The organism is Pseudomonas sp. TUM25319 (assembly GCF_056388475.1).
Genome location: NZ_CM150751.1, coordinates 832,057 through 852,123, shown reverse-complemented (window position 1 = coordinate 852,123; position 20,067 = coordinate 832,057). Strand labels below are relative to the sequence as shown.

The 20,067-nt window shown below is 63.0% G+C and carries 15 protein-coding genes; 4 read left to right on the top strand and 11 right to left on the bottom strand.

Annotated features, from left to right (window positions below; all coding sequences use genetic code 11):
- Positions 1-69: 69 nt before the first annotated feature.
- From AC05QJ_RS04045 to AC05QJ_RS04035, 3 genes are all read right to left on the bottom strand, one after another.
- Positions 70-909, bottom strand: a complete 840-nt coding sequence (locus tag AC05QJ_RS04045; RefSeq protein ID WP_476745706.1) for a Slam-dependent surface lipoprotein — start codon at positions 907-909, stop codon at positions 70-72.
- 58 nt (positions 910-967) lie between these two features.
- Entirely contained in the window at positions 968-4,081 is a 3,114-nt protein-coding gene (locus AC05QJ_RS04040) for a TonB-dependent receptor domain-containing protein (protein WP_476745705.1), read from the bottom strand.
- Between the two features lie 169 nt (positions 4,082-4,250).
- Positions 4,251-5,213 (bottom strand): helix-turn-helix domain-containing protein, encoded by a 963-nt coding sequence (locus AC05QJ_RS04035; RefSeq protein WP_476745704.1) that lies wholly within the window; start codon positions 5,211-5,213, stop codon positions 4,251-4,253.
- Positions 5,214-5,372: 159 nt separating this feature from the next.
- On the opposite strand from AC05QJ_RS04035, the gene AC05QJ_RS04030 reads away from it, so the two are divergent.
- From AC05QJ_RS04030 to AC05QJ_RS04015, 4 genes are all read left to right on the top strand, one after another.
- Positions 5,373-6,434, top strand: coding sequence for a class I SAM-dependent methyltransferase (locus tag AC05QJ_RS04030; RefSeq protein ID WP_476745703.1), 1,062 nt, complete (start codon positions 5,373-5,375; stop codon positions 6,432-6,434).
- Between the two features lie 4 nt (positions 6,435-6,438).
- Positions 6,439-7,701 (top strand): MFS transporter, encoded by a 1,263-nt coding sequence (locus tag AC05QJ_RS04025; protein WP_476745702.1) that lies wholly within the window; start codon positions 6,439-6,441, stop codon positions 7,699-7,701.
- A 117-nt stretch (positions 7,702-7,818) separates the two neighbouring features.
- A complete protein-coding gene (locus tag AC05QJ_RS04020) occupies positions 7,819-8,832 on the top strand; it encodes an extracellular solute-binding protein (RefSeq protein WP_476745701.1) in 1,014 nt (337 codons plus the stop codon).
- Positions 8,832-10,397, top strand: a complete 1,566-nt coding sequence (locus AC05QJ_RS04015) for an ABC transporter permease (protein ID WP_476745700.1) — start codon at positions 8,832-8,834, stop codon at positions 10,395-10,397. Before AC05QJ_RS04020 ends, AC05QJ_RS04015 begins: the two co-directional genes overlap by 1 nt.
- On the opposite strand, the gene AC05QJ_RS04010 is transcribed toward AC05QJ_RS04015, so the two are convergent.
- From AC05QJ_RS04010 to miaA, 8 genes are all read right to left on the bottom strand, one after another.
- Complete coding sequence (locus AC05QJ_RS04010; RefSeq protein WP_476745699.1) at positions 10,398-12,332, bottom strand: methyl-accepting chemotaxis protein; 1,935 nt, start codon at positions 12,330-12,332, stop codon at positions 10,398-10,400.
- A gap of 140 nt (positions 12,333-12,472) precedes the next feature.
- Positions 12,473-13,765, bottom strand: a complete 1,293-nt coding sequence (locus AC05QJ_RS04005) for an adenylosuccinate synthase (protein WP_016712316.1) — start codon at positions 13,763-13,765, stop codon at positions 12,473-12,475.
- A 56-nt stretch (positions 13,766-13,821) separates the two neighbouring features.
- Positions 13,822-15,009, bottom strand: coding sequence for an ATP phosphoribosyltransferase regulatory subunit (locus AC05QJ_RS04000; RefSeq protein WP_476745698.1), 1,188 nt, complete (start codon positions 15,007-15,009; stop codon positions 13,822-13,824).
- A 276-nt stretch (positions 15,010-15,285) separates the two neighbouring features.
- The gene (gene hflC / locus AC05QJ_RS03995; protein ID WP_476745697.1) at positions 15,286-16,155 is read right to left on the bottom strand and encodes a protease modulator HflC; all 870 of its coding nucleotides are present in this window, start codon (positions 16,153-16,155) and stop codon (positions 15,286-15,288) included.
- Entirely contained in the window at positions 16,155-17,327 is a 1,173-nt protein-coding gene (hflK, locus tag AC05QJ_RS03990) for an FtsH protease activity modulator HflK (RefSeq protein ID WP_476745696.1), read from the bottom strand. The genes hflC and hflK overlap by 1 nt, the downstream gene beginning before the upstream one ends.
- A 96-nt stretch (positions 17,328-17,423) precedes the next feature.
- Positions 17,424-18,725, bottom strand: a complete 1,302-nt coding sequence (hflX, locus tag AC05QJ_RS03985) for a ribosome rescue GTPase HflX (RefSeq protein WP_476745695.1) — start codon at positions 18,723-18,725, stop codon at positions 17,424-17,426.
- Positions 18,726-18,737: 12 nt separating this feature from the next.
- Complete coding sequence (gene hfq, locus AC05QJ_RS03980; RefSeq protein ID WP_009399549.1) at positions 18,738-18,998, bottom strand: RNA chaperone Hfq; 261 nt, start codon at positions 18,996-18,998, stop codon at positions 18,738-18,740.
- Between the two features lie 94 nt (positions 18,999-19,092).
- Positions 19,093-20,067 (bottom strand): tRNA (adenosine(37)-N6)-dimethylallyltransferase MiaA, encoded by a 975-nt coding sequence (miaA, locus tag AC05QJ_RS03975; RefSeq protein WP_476745694.1) that lies wholly within the window; start codon positions 20,065-20,067, stop codon positions 19,093-19,095.

Here is a 20,067-nt window from a genome sequence, read left to right as displayed (position 1 = left end):
GTTCCGGGACAGAAAGAAAGAGGTCGAAAGGGGGAGCCGAAGCTCCCTCCTCCCAATGACACGCGGGTGTTACTGCTTGGCGCCGCCGAAGGCGACTTTGGTGGTGCCGTTCACGTAGATACCGGCCAGGGCTTCGGCGCTGCTGCCGTAGAACTGGCCTTTGACCGCTCCGTCGGCACGAAGGAACGAGCCGTTGGAGGAGATGACACTGGATCCCAGGTTCAGAGTACCGCTGGTACCGGTCAGGCTGCCGGCCAGAGTGCCGGTGCTGCCACTGTAGTTGGCGGTCAGCACGCCCGAGCTCACGCCGGCGGCGGTACCAGGGTTGTACTGGTTGATGCCCACCACGTTGTACTTGGCATTGACCAGAGTCGGCATGCTGGTGGTCGGGTTTTCACCCACGAACCAGACGGTACGATCGGCGCTGGACAGGTTCAGGTCGGTGCTGTTGGTTGGCTGGGTACCGGTCTTGGCAGGCGCCCATTCACCGAAGTACACCTCGGAACCCGACACCTTGGCGATCACTTCACCGCCGAACTGCGGATAACCCGGAGAAGGCGCCGCGATCTGGCGGTAGGCATAGACCTCGGTGTTGTAGGCCACCTGGTTCTTCCAGGTTTCCGAAGTGGTCACGCCATTGAGTGGGTTGACGATATGCGCCGAAGTGGTGCCATAGCCGCTCAACACCGCGTTGGTCTGGGCGATCGGGCCGGCTTTGAAGCTGACGACAGCCGCAGTGTTGGCGGTGCCACCTGTTGCGGTTGGCATGGCAATACCTGCCGTGCCCACAGCCATCATGTTCGAAGGCGCAGCCTGAACATAAGCCGAGGAAGAGCCACCACTGACAGTAGCGGCAAACGCGCCGGAAGTAGCCAGGGACAGTGCAGTCAGTGCAAACAGTTTCTTCACAACAATCTCCTTGTCATAAGTTTGGAACAACACTGTTTTTACGAAAACAGCAAAAAATCTAGAAACGTGCGGTCAAACCCATTTTCAGTGTGCGACCTGGAGCCGGCATGACCGTGCGTGAAAGAGGATCAAGGTAATAACGGTTGGTGATGTTGTTCACACCGAAATCAACATCGATATGTTCATTGACATGCAACGTGGCGTAACTATCGAAGACCCAGATGGGGTGCCACTCATAAGGCTGGTTGACGCCCTGGACGAAGTTGAGCCCTTGATCGATCCACTTCTGCTCTTCCTTGTTCTTGGCGCTACTGTGGTAGACCATGCGCCCGCCGATCTCGAGCTTGTCGTTGAACAGGCGTACCCCGCCGTCCAGGTTGATGGAGTACTGCGGCTGCAGGCTGGTGCGGGAGAACGTGGTCGGGAATCCACCGGTGACGCACTCGTTGACCGCCTTCCCGTAATAAGGATCGAGGGTATTGGCCATGTCCTTGTCGCAGAGTTTCTGGTCGAGGCGATAGCTGATACCGAAGTTTGAGTAATAACGCCCTGTATCGAATCGAGTCTGCAGTTCGATACCCGAAAGAATCTTCTTGTCGTATTGAATGATGTTGTAAGAGAAGTCCCGATCTATGTAATCGTGAATTTCATTCTTGTAGTAATTGATACGGAAGTCGGCATTGCGCCAGTCTGGAACCAGAGAGCGCAGGTCATGGACATAACCAAACTCCCAGTTATAGGCATGTTCCGGTCTCGGTGAACTCTGAATCAGGCCGATACCTGTGGCGGAAAAAGTCTGCGCTTCTTCGTAAAGCGTGGGAAAACGTACGAACTCGGTGTAGCGCGCATATACCCGTGCGTTATCGGTGACATGTAGTGTCACCCCGGCCATCGGTGCCCACGCACTGTCCTTGCGCTTCTTGGGTTTTGCCCAGCGCTCCGCATCGGTGGGCTGCTGATGGATCGGCAATCCCATATCCCGCCCGGCAATGTAACGAGGTGCAGTGACCCCAGTTCCTTGGGCGTTTTCAACCTGCTCGTTGAAGTTGATCGTACCGTTGGTGAAAGGGTTGGCCGAACTCACCAGACGCTGACCGTAGGTTGGAATGTCCACCTTTTCAGTGGTGTACCGAACACCATTGATCAGTCCAGAGGAAAGCCACCCGTTGATGGCTTCTTCCGTCGACTCCTCATCCATACCCCAGCTTTCGACTTCCGCCCGAATGCCATTCACGAGGGTCTGGTTCTCCTCATCCGTCAGCATCCGTGAGTAGGTGTACTGCTTGGCGACAATGGCCGACTTGGTATCCCACCCCGTTGCCTGCTCTTTCCTGTACTCATCCAGCGTCGTGTCGAACGAGCTGTAGTCGCTGTAGCGGGCGCCAGCGTTGAACGTCAGCCACGATGTCGCGGCCCACTCGTTGTTGAAGGTGAAGTTGTACTGTTCGCGGCGGCCACCGCGCGGCCCCAGGTAGTTGGAGGCGAAGATGTAGGTACTGCCGATATCGTCGCTGGCGTTGTCGGTCTGCTTGAGCTTTTCCTTGCTGAAGTCTCCCGAGAGGGTCAGCGCCCAGACATCGCTCAACTCCATGCGGTTGGAGATATTCACCCCCCAGCGGTCGTGATCGGTCATTTGCAGGGCACGGGAGAACAGGGTGTAGCGGCCATCGGTGTCGGGCAGTTTTTCCGGCATGGCGGTCTGGCCATTGCACGGGGTGCGGTTGTACTTGCAGCGCACGTAGTTGTCCCAGGCCTTGTCGCTCAAGGTGGCGTCTTCGATGGAGAACACCTGCTCGCCGTTCTGGTAGCGCCTGGCGTCGCTCTGGGTCAGCCAGAAGCCGGCCTGCATGTCGAACCAGCGGTTGTCCTCGGGATTCCAGTTGTAGGTCAGCGACACGGTGTCCTGGTCGACTTCGCTGTATGGCAACTGGAAGCCGATATTGCTTCCTGCCTCCACCAGCTTGGTGGTTTCGTTGATCAGGTACGGCATGGTTTCGCCGAACTCCAGATCGCTGTGCATGTAGCTCAGCTTCAGGGTCTGCTCATCCGACAGGTAGAAGGTGCCCTTGAGCAGGGTCGTGCGCATTTCGTTGGAGGTGCCGGACACCTCGGCGCCCGGCGTGTAGAAGCTGGCCAGGTAGTTGCCGGAGGTATCGCCGATGACGGGCGAGTTCTGCCCCGCTGCCTGGGCCTTGTCGTACCAGCTCTCGGTTTCGTAGCGCTCGCTGCCCTGCTTGCCGCTGTAGTAGTTGCCTTTCTTGCGGTAGCTGTAGGCGGCCAGCAGGTCGAAGTTTTCCTGGCGGGTGGCGGCGGCTATGCGAAAGGCGTTGTCTTCGAAGTCGAAGTCGTTGGCACGCGACGATTCATGGGGGGTGTACATCGCCCCCCCGCCATTGGCGAAGTAGACGTACTGCCCCGAGACATAGGCGCCCTCGATATCGCGGTAGTCCCGCCCCAGGTTGTTCATGCCCGTTTCGTTGGGCGCCACGGCGTTGCTGGCGGTCTCGGTCTTGATCTCCAGGCCATAGCTCTCGCCCGGGCGGACGATGTCTTCGGCATCCAGGGTGCGGATCTCCACGGAGCCGCCGATGCCGCTCTTGACCCCCGGGGTCATGGAAGGGCCTTTTTCCACCGAGATACTGCCGATCAGGTTGGGGTCGACATAGTTGCGGTTGGACACGCCCGCCGATCCCAGCCACACCGAGGTGGCCTGCTCGGTGCCGTCGACGGTCACCGGGATCCGGCCTTCGCCCTGGATCCCGCGGATGTTCGGGTCCAGCGCGCCACTGTTGCGCGACTCCCCGCTGTAGACGCCGTTCAGCCCCTTGAACAGGTCGGCCGCGTTGGCGCCCTTGTAGCGCTCGATATCGTCCTTGCCGGCGTACACACTGGATACGTTCTTGCGATAGACGTCGCTGTGGCCTTTCTTGTCCTTTTCTTCCCACTCGCCTTTCACTTCCTGCATTTCCAGTTCCTGCAGCCCGCGCTGCGAGGTACCTGGCGCATGGGCTTTTTCCTCGTAGCCGGCCGGCAGTTCGATTTCCACCGGCCCCATGTTGGGCGCAGCGGGCTGGTCTTCGGCGAAGGCAGCAAAGCTGGAAAGTGCCAGGGTGATCGACCAGGCCAGAGGCTTGAGCGGCATGGGCGATGGCGCGGAAAGAGGCGAGAACATGGCAAAACCTGTCGTTGTCGATAGTAGTTGGCAGATGCACGGCCACTCGGGGGTGGCGGGGTGATACTACCGACAAATGCGAATGAATCTCGGTTAGATTCATATGCAGAAAACAGAAATTACTATGCGGCGAAAACAGGGAGCCGGCAGGCCGCTCCCGGTGGGAGGTTCAGCGTTTCCTGCCGAAGATTGACTTGGGCGTGCGCCCGAAATAGCGGGTAAAGGCCACGGTGAAATTGTTGGGGTACTTGTAGCCTACCTGCCAGGCAGCCTGGGCGACCTGCTGCCCGGACTCCAGCAGGGTCATGGCCTTGCGCATGCGCAGGTCGAGCAGCATGCGCGCCGGGGTGGTGTCGAACAGGTAGCGGAAGCCTTCCTTGAGCTTGTGCTCGTTCATGCCCACGGTGGTGGCGAGGTAATCGACCGTCAGCGGCTTATGCAGTTGTTCGCAAAGCATGTTGCGGGCACGCTCGATGCGCTCGATCTCGCTGGTACTCAGCGGCGATGTCGCGCTTTCCGGCGGGGCCAGCAGGTTGAACTGCTCCGACAGCAGACTGAGGGTATGGATGTGCAGGTCCAGACGGCTGGACGGATTGAGCACACCCGGCTGCAGATAACGCACCAGTGCTGCGGCGTGAGCCTGGGCAGCCTTGGAACTGACACGATGGTCGAGCCGGTGCAGGCGGCCACTGCCCAGCACCTGCGCGGCACGCTCCTCGCCGACGTATTTGCACAGTGTCGGCTGGTCGATCACCACGCGCAGCTGCGAGGCGGTTTCGTTGGCCTGGTAGCGGCGCTCACCCGGCGTCGCGCGAAACGCCGTGATGGTGGTGTGGCCGGCATCGAACGCCAGGTTGCAGCCATCACGCCCCAGGAAGCCTGATTTTCCCTGCAGGCCGATGGTCACCACCATCACATGGCCGTCATGCGGGCCGCAGGTCTCTTCGATCAGCGTGCGAACCGGGTGGTAATGCAGGCGGCCCAGCGATAACCCCGGTTCGAGCTGCATGAGTTCGGCATAGCAATGGCCAAGGTCCTCGGACAGTTGCATGCGCAAGCGCCCGTCCGCCTGCACTGAACGTTGCCTGGGATGATCCAGGCCGAGACGGCAATTCCCTTTCATCGTGGTCATGGCGAATCCCTGCGGTCGGCGAGCGGCGCTTCGCATAGGAACGGCTCCGCTGCGCATACTTAACATGAATAATTCTCATTTAATCTATATCACCTTTTTCAGTGATTCGGCCATGGCTTGTTGCATTGCGTACAAGCCGGCCCAGTACAGGGAGTTACCGTGCCTCGACCCGCCATCCCCGATGCCATTCAACAGCGACTGACCAGCGCTCACCCGCTGCAACCCTGCTGGGACCTGCAACTGGCCTGCCTCGGCGCCGACGCCTTGCAGGTCGCCCTGGAGCACGCATTCTTCGACCACCTGACATCACCCGCCAGTGCCGCCAGCCTGGCCGGACACCTCGACCTCAACACCCGCAGTACCGGGTACGTGCTGGAGCTGCTGTGGGGCCTGGGCCTGCTCGGGCGCGACGATCAGCAACCACCGCACTACCGGAACCTGCCTGTGGCGGACCACTACTTGCGTGCCGATGCCCGCACCTATTGCGGCGACGCCCTGCTGTTCCGTCACCGGGTCACGCGCCAGACCGGCAACCAGCTCAGCGACTACCTGCGCAATGGCGTACCGCGCACACCCGCAGCGTCGGCGGCCATCGCCCGGGGTTGGGCCGACGCCGCTCGCCTGCAGATCGCCCAGGAGCAGCGTGCAGTCACCCGTGAGATGGCCTGCGTACTCGTCGAGAGCCTGCCTGAAGCCCCCGGCCTGCGACGTCTGCTGGACCTCGGCGGCGGCCCCGGCCTGGTGGCGATCGCCCTTGCCGAACAGTTGCCGGCACTCGAAGGCGTGGTTTTCGACTTTCCGCCCGCTGCCGAGGTGGCCCGGGAAAACATCGAAGCCGCCGGCCTCGGTCAACGCCTTGAAGCCATCGGCGGCGATCTCGACGACGACGATATCGGCGCCGGCTACGACCTGATCTGGTGTTCGTCGGTACTGCATTTTGTCCACGACCTGCCCGCCACTTTGCACCGCTTGCTCGCAGCCCTGCGCCCCGGTGGCGTGCTGCTGTGCTGCCAGGCCGAGGTCCCCACCGAGCGCCAGTTTGCCGCGCAGATGCTGCCCTACTACCTGCACATGCGCCTGCAGGGGCGCCATGTTCTTGGCGAAGGCGAACTGGCGCGGGTACTCGAAAGCATCGGCTTTTGTGCCGTGGAACAACTCAACGGTCTGCGTTTCCCGGTAACGCCGGTCAACGCCGTCATCGCCCGCAAACCCCAGGAATGACTCGATGAACCGCACGCGAATCGCCGGCCTGCAACTGCTGTTCGGCTGGCTTAACCTGGTGCTGGCGATCCCCAGCATCTACCTGATGTTCGGTATGCCGCTGGTCATGCGCCAGTACGGCTGGAGCGGCACCGAGATCGGCCTGTTCCAGCTCGCCGGACTGCCGGCGGTGTTCAAGTTCCTGCTGGCCGTTCCCGTGCAACGGGTGCGCCTGGGCAAGGGGCACATGGTCCACTGGATGTGGCTGCTCGGCGCGGCGCTGCTGGTGCTGTACTGGCTGATCGGTCGGCAGAACCTGATCGAAGCGCGTGTGCCACTGTTCGTCATGACCTTCGCCATCAGCATCATCGCCACCTGGATGGACATCCCGCTCAACGCCCTCGCCGTGCAGTGGCTGCCGCGCAGCGAGCAACTGCGGGCCGGCAGCATTCGTTCGGCGGCGCTGTTTCTCGGCGCGATCATCGGCGGCGGCGCCATGCTGCTGGTCCAGGCTCGCCTGGGCTGGCAGGCGCCGTTCCTGATCATGGGCACGGCGCTGGTGATCGGCGTACTGCCGCTGCTCGCCCTGCGCAGGCAAGCACAGCCGGTCGAGGCGCAAGCCAGTGAACCCGCCGGCGTCGTCGCCGACTGGATGAGCTTCTTCAACCAGCCGGCAGCCCGTCAGTGGGCCTGGTTGCTGCTCACTGCCTTCCCCTTCATCGGTGCGGCCTGGCTGTACCTGAAACCGCTGCTGCTCGACCAGGGCATGCCATTGCAGCAGGTGGCCTGGGTGGTCGGCATCGCCGGTGGCGCCACGGGCGCCGTGTTCAGCCTGCTCGGTGGCCGCCTGGTCAGCGTGCTTGGCACCGCCCGGGCGATCGTGACCTACCTGTTTGCCGCGCTGTTCGCACTGCTGCTGTTGACCCTCACTGTCTGGCTGAAACTCGGCACCGCCTGGCTGATCGCCAGCGCGCTGTTTCTGGCGGCGAGCATGGGCGCGGTCTCGGCACTGATGTTCGGCCTGACCCTGTTCTTCAGCCGGCGCCAGCGCACCGCCAGCGATTACGGCCTGCAATCGAGCCTGTTCGTCATCACCCGCCTGACCGCACCGGTGGGTGCAGGGCTGCTGCTCGACCGGCTCGGCCAGGTCGGCATGCTCGGCTGCCTCAGCGCTGGCCTGTTGATGGCCCTGTTGCTGGCATGGCGCGTGCGCCACAGCATCGCGGGCAGCACCGAGGCGCTGCTGGTCAGCGAACGACATTCCATTGCTACCGAGGTCAAGTCATGACGCCGCGTAGCGAATTCCGATAGTCAGCTCATGAATTTCCCGTCATCCGGCCACTTGAGAAACGATTTCGTTTACCATTGTTTCCAAATGTGTAGCCGTAAGCGAGGAAGTACCCGCATGACGATCCGCCGTAACCCGATTCTGCGCGGCCTGGCCGTTTCATTCCTGGGCCTGGTGCTGGGGGCACCGTCCGCCATGGCCGCCGATCCAGTGACCCTGACGCTGTACAACGGCCAGCACAAGGAAATCGGTGAAGCCATCGCCAAGGCCTACGAGGCGAAGACCGGCATCCATATCAATATCCGCAAGGGCAGCAGCAACCAGTTGGCCAGCCAGATCATCGAGGAAGGCGACCGCTCGCCGGCCGACGTGATCTACACCGAGGAATCGCCGCCGCTGAACAACCTCGGCGAACTGGGCCTGCTGGCGACCATCGATGCCTCGACCCTGGAGATGCTGCCCAAGGAATTCGTCGCTGCCAACGGTAGCTGGATGGGGGTCACGGCCCGTACCCGCGTGGTTGCCTTCAACCCGAAGAAGATCGATGAAAAAGACCTGCCGCAATCGGTGATGGACTTCGCCGATCCCGAGTGGGACGGCAAGATCGGCTTCGTGCCCACCAGCGGCGCCTTCCAGGAGCAGGCCGTGGCCATCCTGAAAATCCACGGGCGAGAAGCTGCCGAGGAATGGCTGACGGGCCTCAAGGCCTTCGGCAAGACCTACACCAACAACATGGTCGCCCTCAAAGCCGTGGAGAACGGCGAGGTCGCCGCCGTGCTGGTGAACAACTACTACTGGTACGCCCTGAAGAAAGAACGCGGCCAGCTCGATTCCAAACTCTATTACCTGGCGGACGGCGATGTCGGCGGCCTGATGACCATCTCCGGCGCTGCCGCGGTCAAGGCCAGCAAGCATCCGAAGGAAGCCCAGGCCCTGCTCGCCTGGATGGCCAGCGAAGAAGGCCAGCGCGTCATCACCCAGACCACCGCCGAATACCCGCTGCACAAGGGCATGGTGTCGGACCAGGGCCTGAAGCCGTTCGAAGACCTGCGCCCACCGAAAATCACGCCGGCCGACCTGGGTAACGCCGAGGAAGCCCTGGAGCTCGAACGCGAAGTCGGCCTGCTCTGATGAGCGCGGCGCTTCCTGTGCAACTGGGTACCGTCTTCGTGCCTCGGCGCAAGCGGCCTTCCATCTGGGTAGTGATCCCGGTCCTGCTGCTGGTGGGCCTGAGCCTGCTGCCGCTGGCCTATGTCGCCGCCAAGACCTGGGAGGCCGGCTGGCATGAAGCGCTGCGCCTGATCTGGCGCCCCTTCGTCTGGGGGCTGATGCGCAACACGCTGCTGCTGATGGTCGGGGTCACGGTCGCCTGTGCGGTGGTCGGTCTGGCGCTGGCCTGGCTGCTGGAACGCAGCGACCTGCCAGGCCGGCGACTGTGGGGCGTTATCCTGTGCCTGCCGTTCGCAGTGCCATCGTTCGTCAGTGGTTTTACCTGGGTGTCCCTGAGCCCGAAGTTCGAAGGGCTCGGCGGCGCCATTCTGGTGATGAGCCTGTCCAAGTACCCGCTGGTGTTCCTGCCGGTGGCCGCCACCCTGCGCAACCTCGACACCTCGCTGGAGGAGTCGGCACGCACCATGGGCTGCAACCGCTGGGCGGTGTTCCGCCGGGTCACCCTGCCGCTGCTGTGGCCGTCGATACTCGGTGGCTGCCTGCTGATCGCCCTGCACATGCTGGTGGAGTTCGGCGCGTTGTCGATCCTCAACCTGCAGACCTTCACCACGGCGATCTACCAGCAGTTCGAGCTGGAGTTCAGCAACGCCAACGCGGCGATGCTCTCGGCGGTGTTGCTGCTGATGTGCCTGCTGATGCTCTGGCTGGAACTGCGGGTGCGCGGCAAGGCCCGTCATGTGCGGATCGGCCAGGGCGTGGCGCGGCGCGGTGCGCCGGTGCGTCTGCGCGGCTGGATGCCGTTGGGCCAGCTGTTCTGCCTGGGCCTGGCGATTCTCGGCAGCGGCATTCCGCTGGGGATGCTGACGTACTGGCTGAGCGTCGGTTCGTCGGCGGCCTTCCCGGTAGCGGCCATTGGTGAGGCGCTGCTGTCGTCGCTGTCGCTGTCGCTGGGAGGGGCCGGCGTCAGCCTGCTGCTGGCCTTGCCGGTGAGCTTCCTGGTGGTGCGCTACAAGGGTCGCCTGGCGATCTGGGCCGAGCGCCTGCCGTACCTGCTGCACGCCCTTCCAGGGCTGGTGATCGCCCTGACCCTGGTGTACTTCGCGCTGCACTATGTGCCCGCAATGTACCAGACCACCGGCCTGTTGCTGCTGGCGTATGCGTTGCTGTTCCTGCCGCTTGCCCAAGCGCCGGTGCGCACGGCGCTGACCAAGGCCGCACCGCAACTCGAGGAGGCCGCGCGAACCCTGGGCGCCACACCGTTCACGGCATTCTGCCGGGTAACCCTGCCGATCATCTTCCCGGCACTGGCGGCGGCCTTCGCCCTGGTGTTCCTCGACGCCATGAAGGAACTGACCGCAACCCTGCTGCTCAGCCCCACCGGCATGACCACCCTGGCCACCGAGGTGTGGGCGCACACCGCCAACATCGAGTTCGCCGCAGCGGCGCCTTATGCGGCGCTGCTGATTCTGGTATCCGGGTTGCCGGTGTACCTGCTGACCACCCGGATGTACCTGAACCGCGCCTGATCAGGCGCGGAACTGGCCCAGGCTGGCCTTGAGCTGGGCCGCCAGGTCATCGAGCACCTTGCTGCTGGCGGTGGTCTGCATGACCACCTGCGCCGCCCGCTCGGCCTGGGCATGGATGTTCTCCACCCGTCCCCGTACCGCTTGCGCGCCCTGGGCCTGTTGTTCGGCGGCACGGGTGGCCAGACCGATGGCCGCGTGCACCTGCTCGACCGACGCCTGGACCGACTGCTGCAGCCGTGCGTTGTCGCGCAGCACCAGCAAACCCTCGCTGGCCTGCCGCCCAGCCTGACTGATGGCCGCCACCGCCTCTCTGGCGCCTTGCTGCAGGGCGCCGATATGGGCCTGGATATCGCCCGTGGAGCTCTGGGTCTTGCTCGCCAGGGCACGGACCTCGTCGGCCACCACGGCGAAACCACGCCCGGTCTCACCGGCCCGCGCCGCCTCGATCGCGGCGTTCAGCGCCAACAGGTTGGTCTGCTCGGCGATGCCGTGAATCACCGTCAGCACCACTTCGATCTGCTCGCTCTGCTGGGCAAGGCGCTCGATCACCTTGGAACCGGTGTCCACCTGCCCGGCCAGCGCCTCGATCAGCTTGGCCACTTGCGCCGAGGTGCGGCTGTTCTCGTCGGTGGCCTGGCGGATATCCACCACCTGCTGCAACGCTGCCTGCATCGCCTGGCTCTCGGCCTGGGCCTCGTCGGCCATGCTCGACAGCGCCCGCAGGCTTTCGGCCACTTCATCACGCTGCGCGGCCGCCGCCGAATCGGCACCGGCGTTCTGCTGGGCCATGGCGCCGATCTCGATACCGGTGCGCTGGGCCACTTCGCCCGCTTCACGGACGATCGGCTGCAACTTGTCGACGAAGCGGTTCACCGCCGCCGCCATATCGCCGATCTCGTCACGACTGTCGATGGCCACGCGCTTGGTCAGATCGCCTTCGCCAGCCGCCAGGTCGTTCAGTGCTGCGATCAGCAGGCGCAGTTTGTTGACCACGCGCCGCCCCAGTACCACCGCCACCACCAGCAGCACGCCGCAGCCAACCAGGGCCAGGCCCAGGCCGATGCGCCAGCGCAACGTGGCGGCCGCGTCCTGCACACTCTGCGAAGTGTTGGCCGCCATCTGTGCCGCGCTGCCCTGCGCGGCTTCCAGCCGGCTGCGCAGCGCCTTGGTGCTGTCGGCGGCGGCGCTGGTCAGGCTGTCGGCCACCAGTTGGTCGCCGCTGGCAATGAGCGCGGCGAAACGTTTGTCGAGGGCTTGCAGTTCGGCATCCACGGCAGCGGTGGAGACGCCCATCAGCACCTTGCCGATTTCCACGCCATTGGGGTTGATCGAGGCTTCGACGAAGTACACGGAAGGGTCGTTGCGGGCAGCATCGAGCACCTTGTCCAGGGCGCGTTCACCCTTGCCCTTGTCCAGCAGGGCCTGGTTGATGGGGTTTTGACGGTTGAGGTAGCGGGTCAGGTGCTCGCCCTGGGCATCGTCGTAGATCACGAAGAGGACGTTGGGGTTGCGCTGGGCGCGGCGGGCGAACTCCGACAGGGTCGGTACATCGGCGTCCCAGACGGCGCGGGGCGCGACCGAGGCGAGCAGTTCGGCCATGTCGTTGGCCGAGTCCTTGAGGTTCTTCTCCAGGGTGGCGCGCAATTGCGCCTGTTCTTCTTCCAGGCGCGACGACAAACCGGCGGTCAGGCGTTGGCGAGTGCTTTCGGACAAGGTGCTCAGCCCGGAGCTGACTTCCTTCGCCGCCTGGTCCAGTTCACCGCTGAGCTTCTGGCTATCGGTTCCCAAACGATTGCCCAGATCGGCCTCCAGCGCCGTGACGGTGCTGCGGGTCAACACCACAGCCACTACCACCTGCACCAAAAGAGCGATACCAAGCGCAACAAAGACAGGCCGCAAAAGGCGGCTTCGTAACAATGAGATGACGGCAGACACAGTAAATCCCTCTGCTTTTGGAGCCATTACAGTGATGGCAATCCTGAAGGCATATTCACAGCAAAGGGCGTGCCGCAGCAGAAGGCAAAAACGCCAAAGGCCCCTCTGGAGGGGCCTTTGGTGATTACCGCGTTACCGAATCAGGCAAACGGATGACGCAGGACAATCGTCTCGTTACGGTCAGGACCGGTGGAGATGATGTCGATCGGCGCGCCGATCAGGTCTTCGATGCGCTTGATGTAGGCACGGGCGTTGGCCGGCAGCTCTTCCAGGGTTTTCACGCCCACGGTCGACTCGCTCCAGCCTGGCATCTCTTCGTACACCGGCTCCAGGCCGATGTAGCTGTCGGCATCGGAAGGTGCGTCGATGACGGCACCGTTCTCGTTCTTGTAGCCAACGCAGATGTTGATGGTTTCCAGGCCGTCCAGTACGTCCAGCTTGGTCAGGCAGATGCCCGAGATGCTGTTGACGTCGATGGCGCGACGCAGGATGACGGCGTCGAACCAGCCGCAACGACGGGCACGGCCGGTGGTCGAGCCGAACTCGTGGCCACGCTTGGCCAGGGTAGCGCCAGTCTCATCGAACAGTTCGGTCGGGAACGGACCGGAACCGACGCGAGTGGTGTAGGCCTTGGTGATACCCAGGATGTAGTCCAGGTACATCGGGCCAACGCCGGAACCGGTGGAGATACCGCCGGCGGTGGTGTTGGAGCTGGTGACGTACGGGTAGGTGCCGTGGTCGATGTCCAGCAGCGAGCCTTGGGCGCCTTCGAACATGATGTCCTTGCCGGCACGACGCAGGTTGTGCAGTTCGGCGGTGACGTCCAGCATCATCGGCTTGAGTTGCTCGGCGTAGGCCATGCACTCGTCCAGGGTCTGCTGGAAGTCGATGGCCGGCTCTTTGTAGTAATTGACCAGCTGGAAGTTGTGGTAGTCCAGCAACTCGCCCAGCTTGGCGGCGAAACGCTCGCGGTGGAACAGGTCACCGACGCGCAGGCCGCGGCGAGCGACCTTGTCTTCATACGCCGGGCCGATGCCACGGCCAGTGGTGCCGATCTTGGCTTCGCCACGGGCTTTTTCGCGGGCCTGGTCGAGGGCCACGTGATACGACAGGATCAGCGGAGCAGCCGGGCTGATGCGCAGGCGCTCGCGCACTGGCACGCCCTTCTCTTCCAGCTTGGTGATTTCACGCATCAGCGCGTCAGGGGCAACGACCACGCCGTTGCCGATCAGGCACTGCACGCCTTCGCGCAGGATGCCCGACGGAATCAGGTGCAGTACGGTTTTCTCACCATTGATCACCAGCGTGTGACCGGCGTTGTGGCCACCCTGGTAGCGCACTACGGCGGCGGCATGTTCGGTCAGCAGATCGACGATCTTGCCTTTGCCCTCATCACCCCACTGGGTGCCCAGGACTACGACATTCTTACCCATAACACTTGTCCTCATTCGCGCAAACTTGGCGCCGGCCACTGGGCCGGCGGCTAATCTCAGATGGCCAGTGGCAGTACCTGCCAGGCCCCGTTTTGCAGAATCAATTGCCGATCGCAGTCCGCCTCGATGGCGGCAGCCAGCGGCTGGCCAGGCAGTGCCTGCACAACCCGCTGACCGTCACTGCGCAACTGGCAGACCAACTGCCACAGAGCCGCGTCGCTGCTGTCGGGCATCCAGATCCCGCCAGTGGGCAACACGACCTCTGCCCGCCCCAGTGTGACCAGGGTCTTCAAATCCGTGGAGAAACCGGTGGCCGGACGTGCGCGGCCAAAGTCAGCTCCGATGTCGTCGTAACGACCGCCCTGGGCGATCGACTGACCGACGCCCGGAACGAACGCAGCGAACACCACACCGGTGTGGTAGTGGTAGCCGCGCAGCTCGCCCAGGTCGAAATACAGTGGCAGGTCCGGATAACGCGCCGTCAGGCGATCGGCGATCGCCAGCAGGTCATCCAGTGCCGCCAGCACCGCCGCCGGCGCACGGCCGAGGCGAACACGCGCCGCTTCCAGCACTTCGCGGCCGCCGCACAGTTCGGTCAGCGCCCGCAGCATGCCGGCCAGATCGGCGGGCAGGTTGGCGGTCAACGCGATCACTTCGTCGATGGCCTTGCGTTGCAGGGCGTCGAACAGTTGTTGCTCGACATCGCCGGACAGACCGGCCGCACGCGCCAGGCCGCGGTAGATACCGACGTGGCCCAGGTCCATGTGGACATCCGGCACATCGGCCAGTTGCAGCATCGCCAGCATCAGGCTGATGACTTCGACATCGCTGACCGGGCTGGCGTCGCCGTACAGCTCTGCACCCAACTGGATCGGGCTGCGCGAGGTCGACAGTGCCCGCGGCTTGGCGTGCAGCACGCTGCCGGCATAGCACAGGCGGGTCGGGCCTTCGCGGCGCAGTGTGTGTGCGTCGATGCGCGCCACCTGCGGCGTGATGTCGGCGCGGAAGCCCATCTGCCGGCCCGACTGCGGATCGACGACCTTGAAGGTCCGCAGGTCGAGGTCCTGACCGGCACCGGTGAGCAGCGATTCCAGGTACTCGATATGGGGAGTCACGACGAACTCGTAACCCCAGCTCTGGAACAGATCCAACACCTGACGACGCGCGATTTCGATGCGTGTCGCTTCAGGTGGCAGTACTTCTTCGATGCCATCTGGCAGCAGCCAGCGGTCTACCGTTGCCATTACGCCATTTCCCCTGTGGTCCGGGCGGCCTGCCCGCGGGCGAGCCTTGAGTGAAGCAGGTCGCGGCAAATCACGCGCGCAGCGCTGATTCCAGCGTTGCCGCAGTGCCGATACCCTCGTAAATCCTGGGTTGCGCCGGGGATCGCGGCCCGGTTCAGGCCATTCGATCTTGCAGACGCAAAAAAGCCGGGAATTTCCCGGCTGCCGCATCATACACCCGTTTTCTTGCAGTATCACCCCGCCAGACGTATTAGCCGCCCGACGGGGTGATCCGGTTCAAGGCTTGGCCTTGTTCATGAAACGGAAGAACTCGTTGCTCGGGTCGAGGACCAGCACGTCGTTCTTGCTGCTGAAGCTTTCGCGATAGGCATTCAGGCTACGGTAGAACGCGTAGAAGTCCTGATCCTGGCCGTAGGCCTTGGCGTAGATCGCCGCTGCCTGGGCATCACCGTCACCGCGGGTCTCTTCCGACTCACGATAGGCTTCTGCCAGCAGGACCCGACGCTGACGATCGGCGTCGGCACGAATACCTTCCGCCAGCTCGTTACCCTTGGCGCGGTGCTCGCGGGCTTCACGCTCACGCTCGGTGCTCATCCGCTCGAACACGCTGCGGTTCACTTCCTTCGGCAGGTCGATGGCCTTGACGCGAACGTCGACCACTTCGATACCGAGTTCCTTTTCCGCCATGCGGTTCAGCGAGCCGGTGATGTCCGCCATCAGTGCGTCACGCTCACCCGACACGACTTCGTGCAGGGTGCGCTTGCCGAACTGGTCGCGCAGGCCGCTTTCCAGACGACGGGACAGGCGCTCGTCAGCGATCTGCTTCATGCCGGAGGTCGCGGTGTAGAAACGCTCGGCGTCCTTCACCCGCCACTTGGCATAGGCATCGACCATCACGGCCTTCTTCTCCAAGGTCAGGAACCGCTGGGTCGGAGCATCGAGGGTCATCAGGCGGGCGTCGAACTTGCGCACCTGGTTGACGTAAGGAACCTTCACATGCAGGCCTGGCTGGACATCGGCCTGGACCACACGACCGAATTGCAGCAGTACCGCGCGTTCGGTCTGGGACACGATGTAGAAGCTGTTCCAGGCCACGATGGCCAGCACGACGCCAACGATCAGGGCGATCAGCGATTTATTGCTCATCAGCGGCTCTCCCTAGAACGCAGTTGCTGCTGTTGCTGTTGCAGGTCCGACGCAGCGCGGTTGGCGGCCTCGTTGACCGACGGGGTCGGTACGCTGCTGGACGACGGCGCGTTGCGGCTGCCCTCGACCATCTTGTCCAGCGGCAGGTAAAGCAGGTTGCTCTGCCCGTCCTTGCCGGAGACCAGCACCTTGCTGGTGTTGCTGTAGACCTGCTGCATGGTTTCCAGGTACAGACGCTCGCGGGTGACTTCCGGCGCCTTGCGGTACTCGGTCACCAGCTTGGTGAAGCGATCGGCCTCACCCTTGGCCCGCGAGATGACTTCGTCGCGGTAACCATTGGCATCCTCGATGATGCGCTGTGCCTGACCGCGGGCTTCCGGCACCACGCCATTGGCGTAGGACTCGGCCTGGTTGCGGGCACGCTGCTCGTCTTCACGGGCGCGGATCACGTCGTCGAAGGCTTCCTGCACTTCACGCGGGGCGGCCGCGCTCTGTACGTTGACCTGGGTGACGGTGATACCGGTCCGGTAGGTGTCGAGGAAGCGTTGCAGACGCTCCTTGATTTCGATGGCCATCTGTTCACGGCCTTCGGTCAGCACCTTGTCCATCGAGGTCGAACCGACCACGTGACGCAGGGCACTGTCGGTCGCGTGCTGCAGGCTGACTTCAGGCTGGTCGACGTTCAGCACGAAGTCCTGCAGGTTGCTGATCTTGTACTGCACGGTCAGCGGCACCTCGACGATGTTCTCGTCTTCGGTCAGCATCTGGCCCTGCTTGGTGTAGGCACGCTCGCGCGTGACGTTTTCCATGTACTTGCGATCGATCGGCGGGAAGTAGATGTTCAGGCCCGGGCCTACGGTTTCGTAGTACTTGCCGAAACGCAGAACGACCGCCTGCTCCTGCTCGTCGACCACATAGACCGCGCTGTACAGCCATATGGCCGCCAGCACGGCAAGACCGACACCCAGCAGGCCAAAGCCGCCGCCCTTGGGAAGGCTGTCACCACCCCCACGTTTCTTGCCACTGCCGAACATGCCGTTCAGGCTATCCTGCAGCTTGCGGAAGGCCTCGTCGAGATCCGGTGGCCCTTTCTTGTCGCCGCCACCACCGCCGCGGCGTCCACCCCAAGGATCCTGATTGTTCGAGTTGCCACCCGGCTCATTCCAAGCCATAGCGCTCTCCATCTGATAAAGCAAAGACGCGCCAACGGCGCGCCGTCCAATGCTACAGAATGCCTGTCACGGCTGCCTGACCGCGTCGTCAGGCTTTTATTGCAAAGTGTGTTGTTCGATGAACTCGACAGGCTCCAGCCCTTCGCGCGCCACCAGGCGGTTGAAATCGGCCCTCGGCAGACGCACTGCCAGCAGGCTGCTGCCTTCGTCGTCGTGTTCTTCGTTCTGCACGGCTCCCGCTGCGAAGAACTGCGCACGCAAGCGAGCGTAACGCTGTTCAAGGCGAAGGGTACCGACAAACAGGTCATCCCCCAGCAACTCGGCAATCGCCTGCCCTACCAGTTCCAGTCCCCGGCCTTCACGGGCCGAGACCCAGACCCGTTCCGGCTTGCCATCGGCATTGCGCTGGATATGTGGCTCAATGCCTTCAAGCAGGTCGAGTTTGTTATACACCTCGAGTATCGGCAACCCTTCGGCACCGATCTCGCCAAGCACGGCCATCACCTGTTCGATCTGCGCCATGCGCTCGGGCTCGTGGGCATCGATCACATGCAGCAGCAGGTCGGAGTTGCTCGACTCTTCGAGCGTAGCCCGAAATGCCTCGACCAGCTTGTGCGGCAGGTGACGAATGAAGCCCACGGTGTCCGCCAGCACGATCGGCCCGATATCGCCCAGTTCGAGCCGGCGCAAGGTCGGGTCGAGCGTGGCGAAGAGCTGGTCGGCGGCGTACACCTCGGATTGGGTCATCGCATTGAACAGGGTCGATTTGCCGGCGTTGGTATAGCCCACCAGTGAAACCGAAGGGACATCGGCGCGCTTGCGGCCGCGACGGGCCTGCTCGCGCTGGCTGCGCACCTTTTCCAGACGCGCCTTGATCTGCCGCAGGCGTACACGCAGCAGGCGGCGGTCGGTCTCAAGCTGGGTTTCACCCGGGCCGCGCAGACCGATACCGCCTTTCTGCCGCTCAAGGTGAGTCCAGCCGCGAACCAGTCGCGTGCTCATGTGTTCGAGCTGGGCCAGTTCGACCTGCAGCTTGCCCTCGTGAGTGCGGGCCCGCTGGGCGAAAATGTCGAGAATCAGGCCGGTGCGGTCAAGCACGCGGCACTCGAAGACACGTTCGAGGTTGCGTTCCTGACTCGGGGTGAGGGTGTGGTTGAAGATCACCAGGTCGGCCTCTTCGGCCTTGACCAGGTCGCGCAGTTCCTCGACCTTGCCGCTGCCAATCAGAAACTTGGCAGTGGGCTGGTGTCGCGCCACATTGGCGAGCGCAACGATATCGGCGCCGGCCGACAAGGCCAGCTCCTGGAACTCCTGCGGGTCTTCGCGCGCCTCAGGGCTCTGACCTTCCAGATGAACGAGAATGGCTCGCTCACCACCACCGTGGCGCTCAAAGAACAAAGCAGACTCCTATCAGGCGTTACCTGGCTCGGCATCGCCATGATCGGCGTCGGCGGCGCTAGGCAGACGAATCGGACGAACCGGAACAACGGTCGAGATCGCGTGCTTGTAGACCATCTGGCTGACGGTGTTTTTCAGCAGGATCACGAACTGGTCGAAGGACTCGATGGTGCCTTGCAGCTTGATGCCGTTGACCAGATAGATCGAAACCCCAACTTTTTCTTTTCTCAAAGTATTCAAGTAAGGGTCTTGTAGCGAATGCCCTTTTGACATATGCCGCACTCCTGTAAGGATCAATAGTAAAAAAACAAGAAAACTGATGGCTCAAGCCGCCCCACCCCCAAGGATAGACGGCAATCGCTGGGATTCAGCCCAATATGGAGACCGTCCCAAGGTATTTCAAGGTGCGAGACAGATTGTCGCAAGCCAGGCTGTCCAACCAGTGGAGATCGGCCCAACTGCGCAACCAGGTAAATTGCCGCTTCGCCAACTGGCGGGTGGCAATGATGCCGCGCTCCTGCATTTCAACTGAAGTCAGCTTGCCATCAAGATGATCCCAGACCTGGCGATAACCGACTGCCCGTATAGACGGCAGCCCCGCGTGCAAGTCACTTCTGGCACGCAGCAATCGGACCTCGTCAATGAAGCCCTGTTCCAGCATGTGCGTGAATCGTAGCGCAATTCGCTCGTGCAGAACCTGTCGATCCTGCGGGGCGATGGCCAGGCTGGCGACAGTATAGGGTAATTGCCCGGCCCCCGAAGCGCCCTGGCCACTACTTTGCTCAGCTTGACGCAAACGATGTGAAGTCATCGTGAAACCGCTCACCCGATACACCTCGAGTGCGCGTATCAGACGCTGCGGATCATTCGGATGGATGCGCGCCGCCGAGACCGGATCGACCGCCGCCAACTCGTCATGCAACGCCTGCCAGCCGTGCTGCTGCGCCTGGGCCTCGAGCTCGGCACGAACCTGGGCATCGGCGGGCGGCATATCGGCCAGGCCTTCCAGCAAAGCCTTGTAATAGAGCATGGTGCCGCCTACCAGCAGCGGAATGTTGCCCCGCGCGGTGATCTCGGCCATGGCCTGCAGGGCATCACGACGAAAATCCGCCGCCGAGTAGCTTTCAGCAGGGTCGAGAATGTCGATCAGGCGGTGCGGATGCGCCGCCAGGACGTCCCTCGACGGCTTGGCCGTGCCGATATCCATGCCGCGGTAGATCAGCGCCGAGTCGACACTGATCAGTTCACAGGGCAGGACCTTGGTGAGTTCGATGGCCAGGTCGGTCTTGCCCGCGGCGGTCGGGCCCATGAGGAAAATCGCCGGAGGTAGGGAGCCTGCCAT

Excerpts from the sequence above, each read along its gene's own strand:
- hflK (WP_476745696.1), bottom strand. The coding sequence starts at position 17,327 with ATGGCTTGGAATGAGCCGGGTGGCAACTCGAACAATCAGGATCCTTGG.
- hflC (WP_476745697.1), bottom strand. The coding sequence starts at position 16,155 with ATGAGCAATAAATCGCTGATCGCCCTGATCGTTGGCGTCGTGCTGGCC.
- hfq (WP_009399549.1), bottom strand. The coding sequence starts at position 18,998 with ATGTCAAAAGGGCATTCGCTACAAGACCCTTACTTGAATACTTTGAGA.
- AC05QJ_RS04035 (WP_476745704.1), bottom strand. The coding sequence starts at position 5,213 with ATGACCACGATGAAAGGGAATTGCCGTCTCGGCCTGGATCATCCCAGG.
- AC05QJ_RS04015 (WP_476745700.1), top strand. The coding sequence starts at position 8,832 with ATGAGCGCGGCGCTTCCTGTGCAACTGGGTACCGTCTTCGTGCCTCGG.
- AC05QJ_RS04005 (WP_016712316.1), bottom strand. The coding sequence starts at position 13,765 with ATGGGTAAGAATGTCGTAGTCCTGGGCACCCAGTGGGGTGATGAGGGC.
- AC05QJ_RS04000 (WP_476745698.1), bottom strand. The coding sequence starts at position 15,009 with ATGGCAACGGTAGACCGCTGGCTGCTGCCAGATGGCATCGAAGAAGTA.
- AC05QJ_RS04025 (WP_476745702.1), top strand. The coding sequence starts at position 6,439 with ATGAACCGCACGCGAATCGCCGGCCTGCAACTGCTGTTCGGCTGGCTT.
- AC05QJ_RS04020 (WP_476745701.1), top strand. The coding sequence starts at position 7,819 with ATGACGATCCGCCGTAACCCGATTCTGCGCGGCCTGGCCGTTTCATTC.
- miaA (WP_476745694.1), bottom strand. The coding sequence starts at position 20,067 with ATGGCAGGCTCCCTACCTCCGGCGATTTTCCTCATGGGCCCGACCGCC.
- AC05QJ_RS04040 (WP_476745705.1), bottom strand. The coding sequence starts at position 4,081 with ATGTTCTCGCCTCTTTCCGCGCCATCGCCCATGCCGCTCAAGCCTCTG.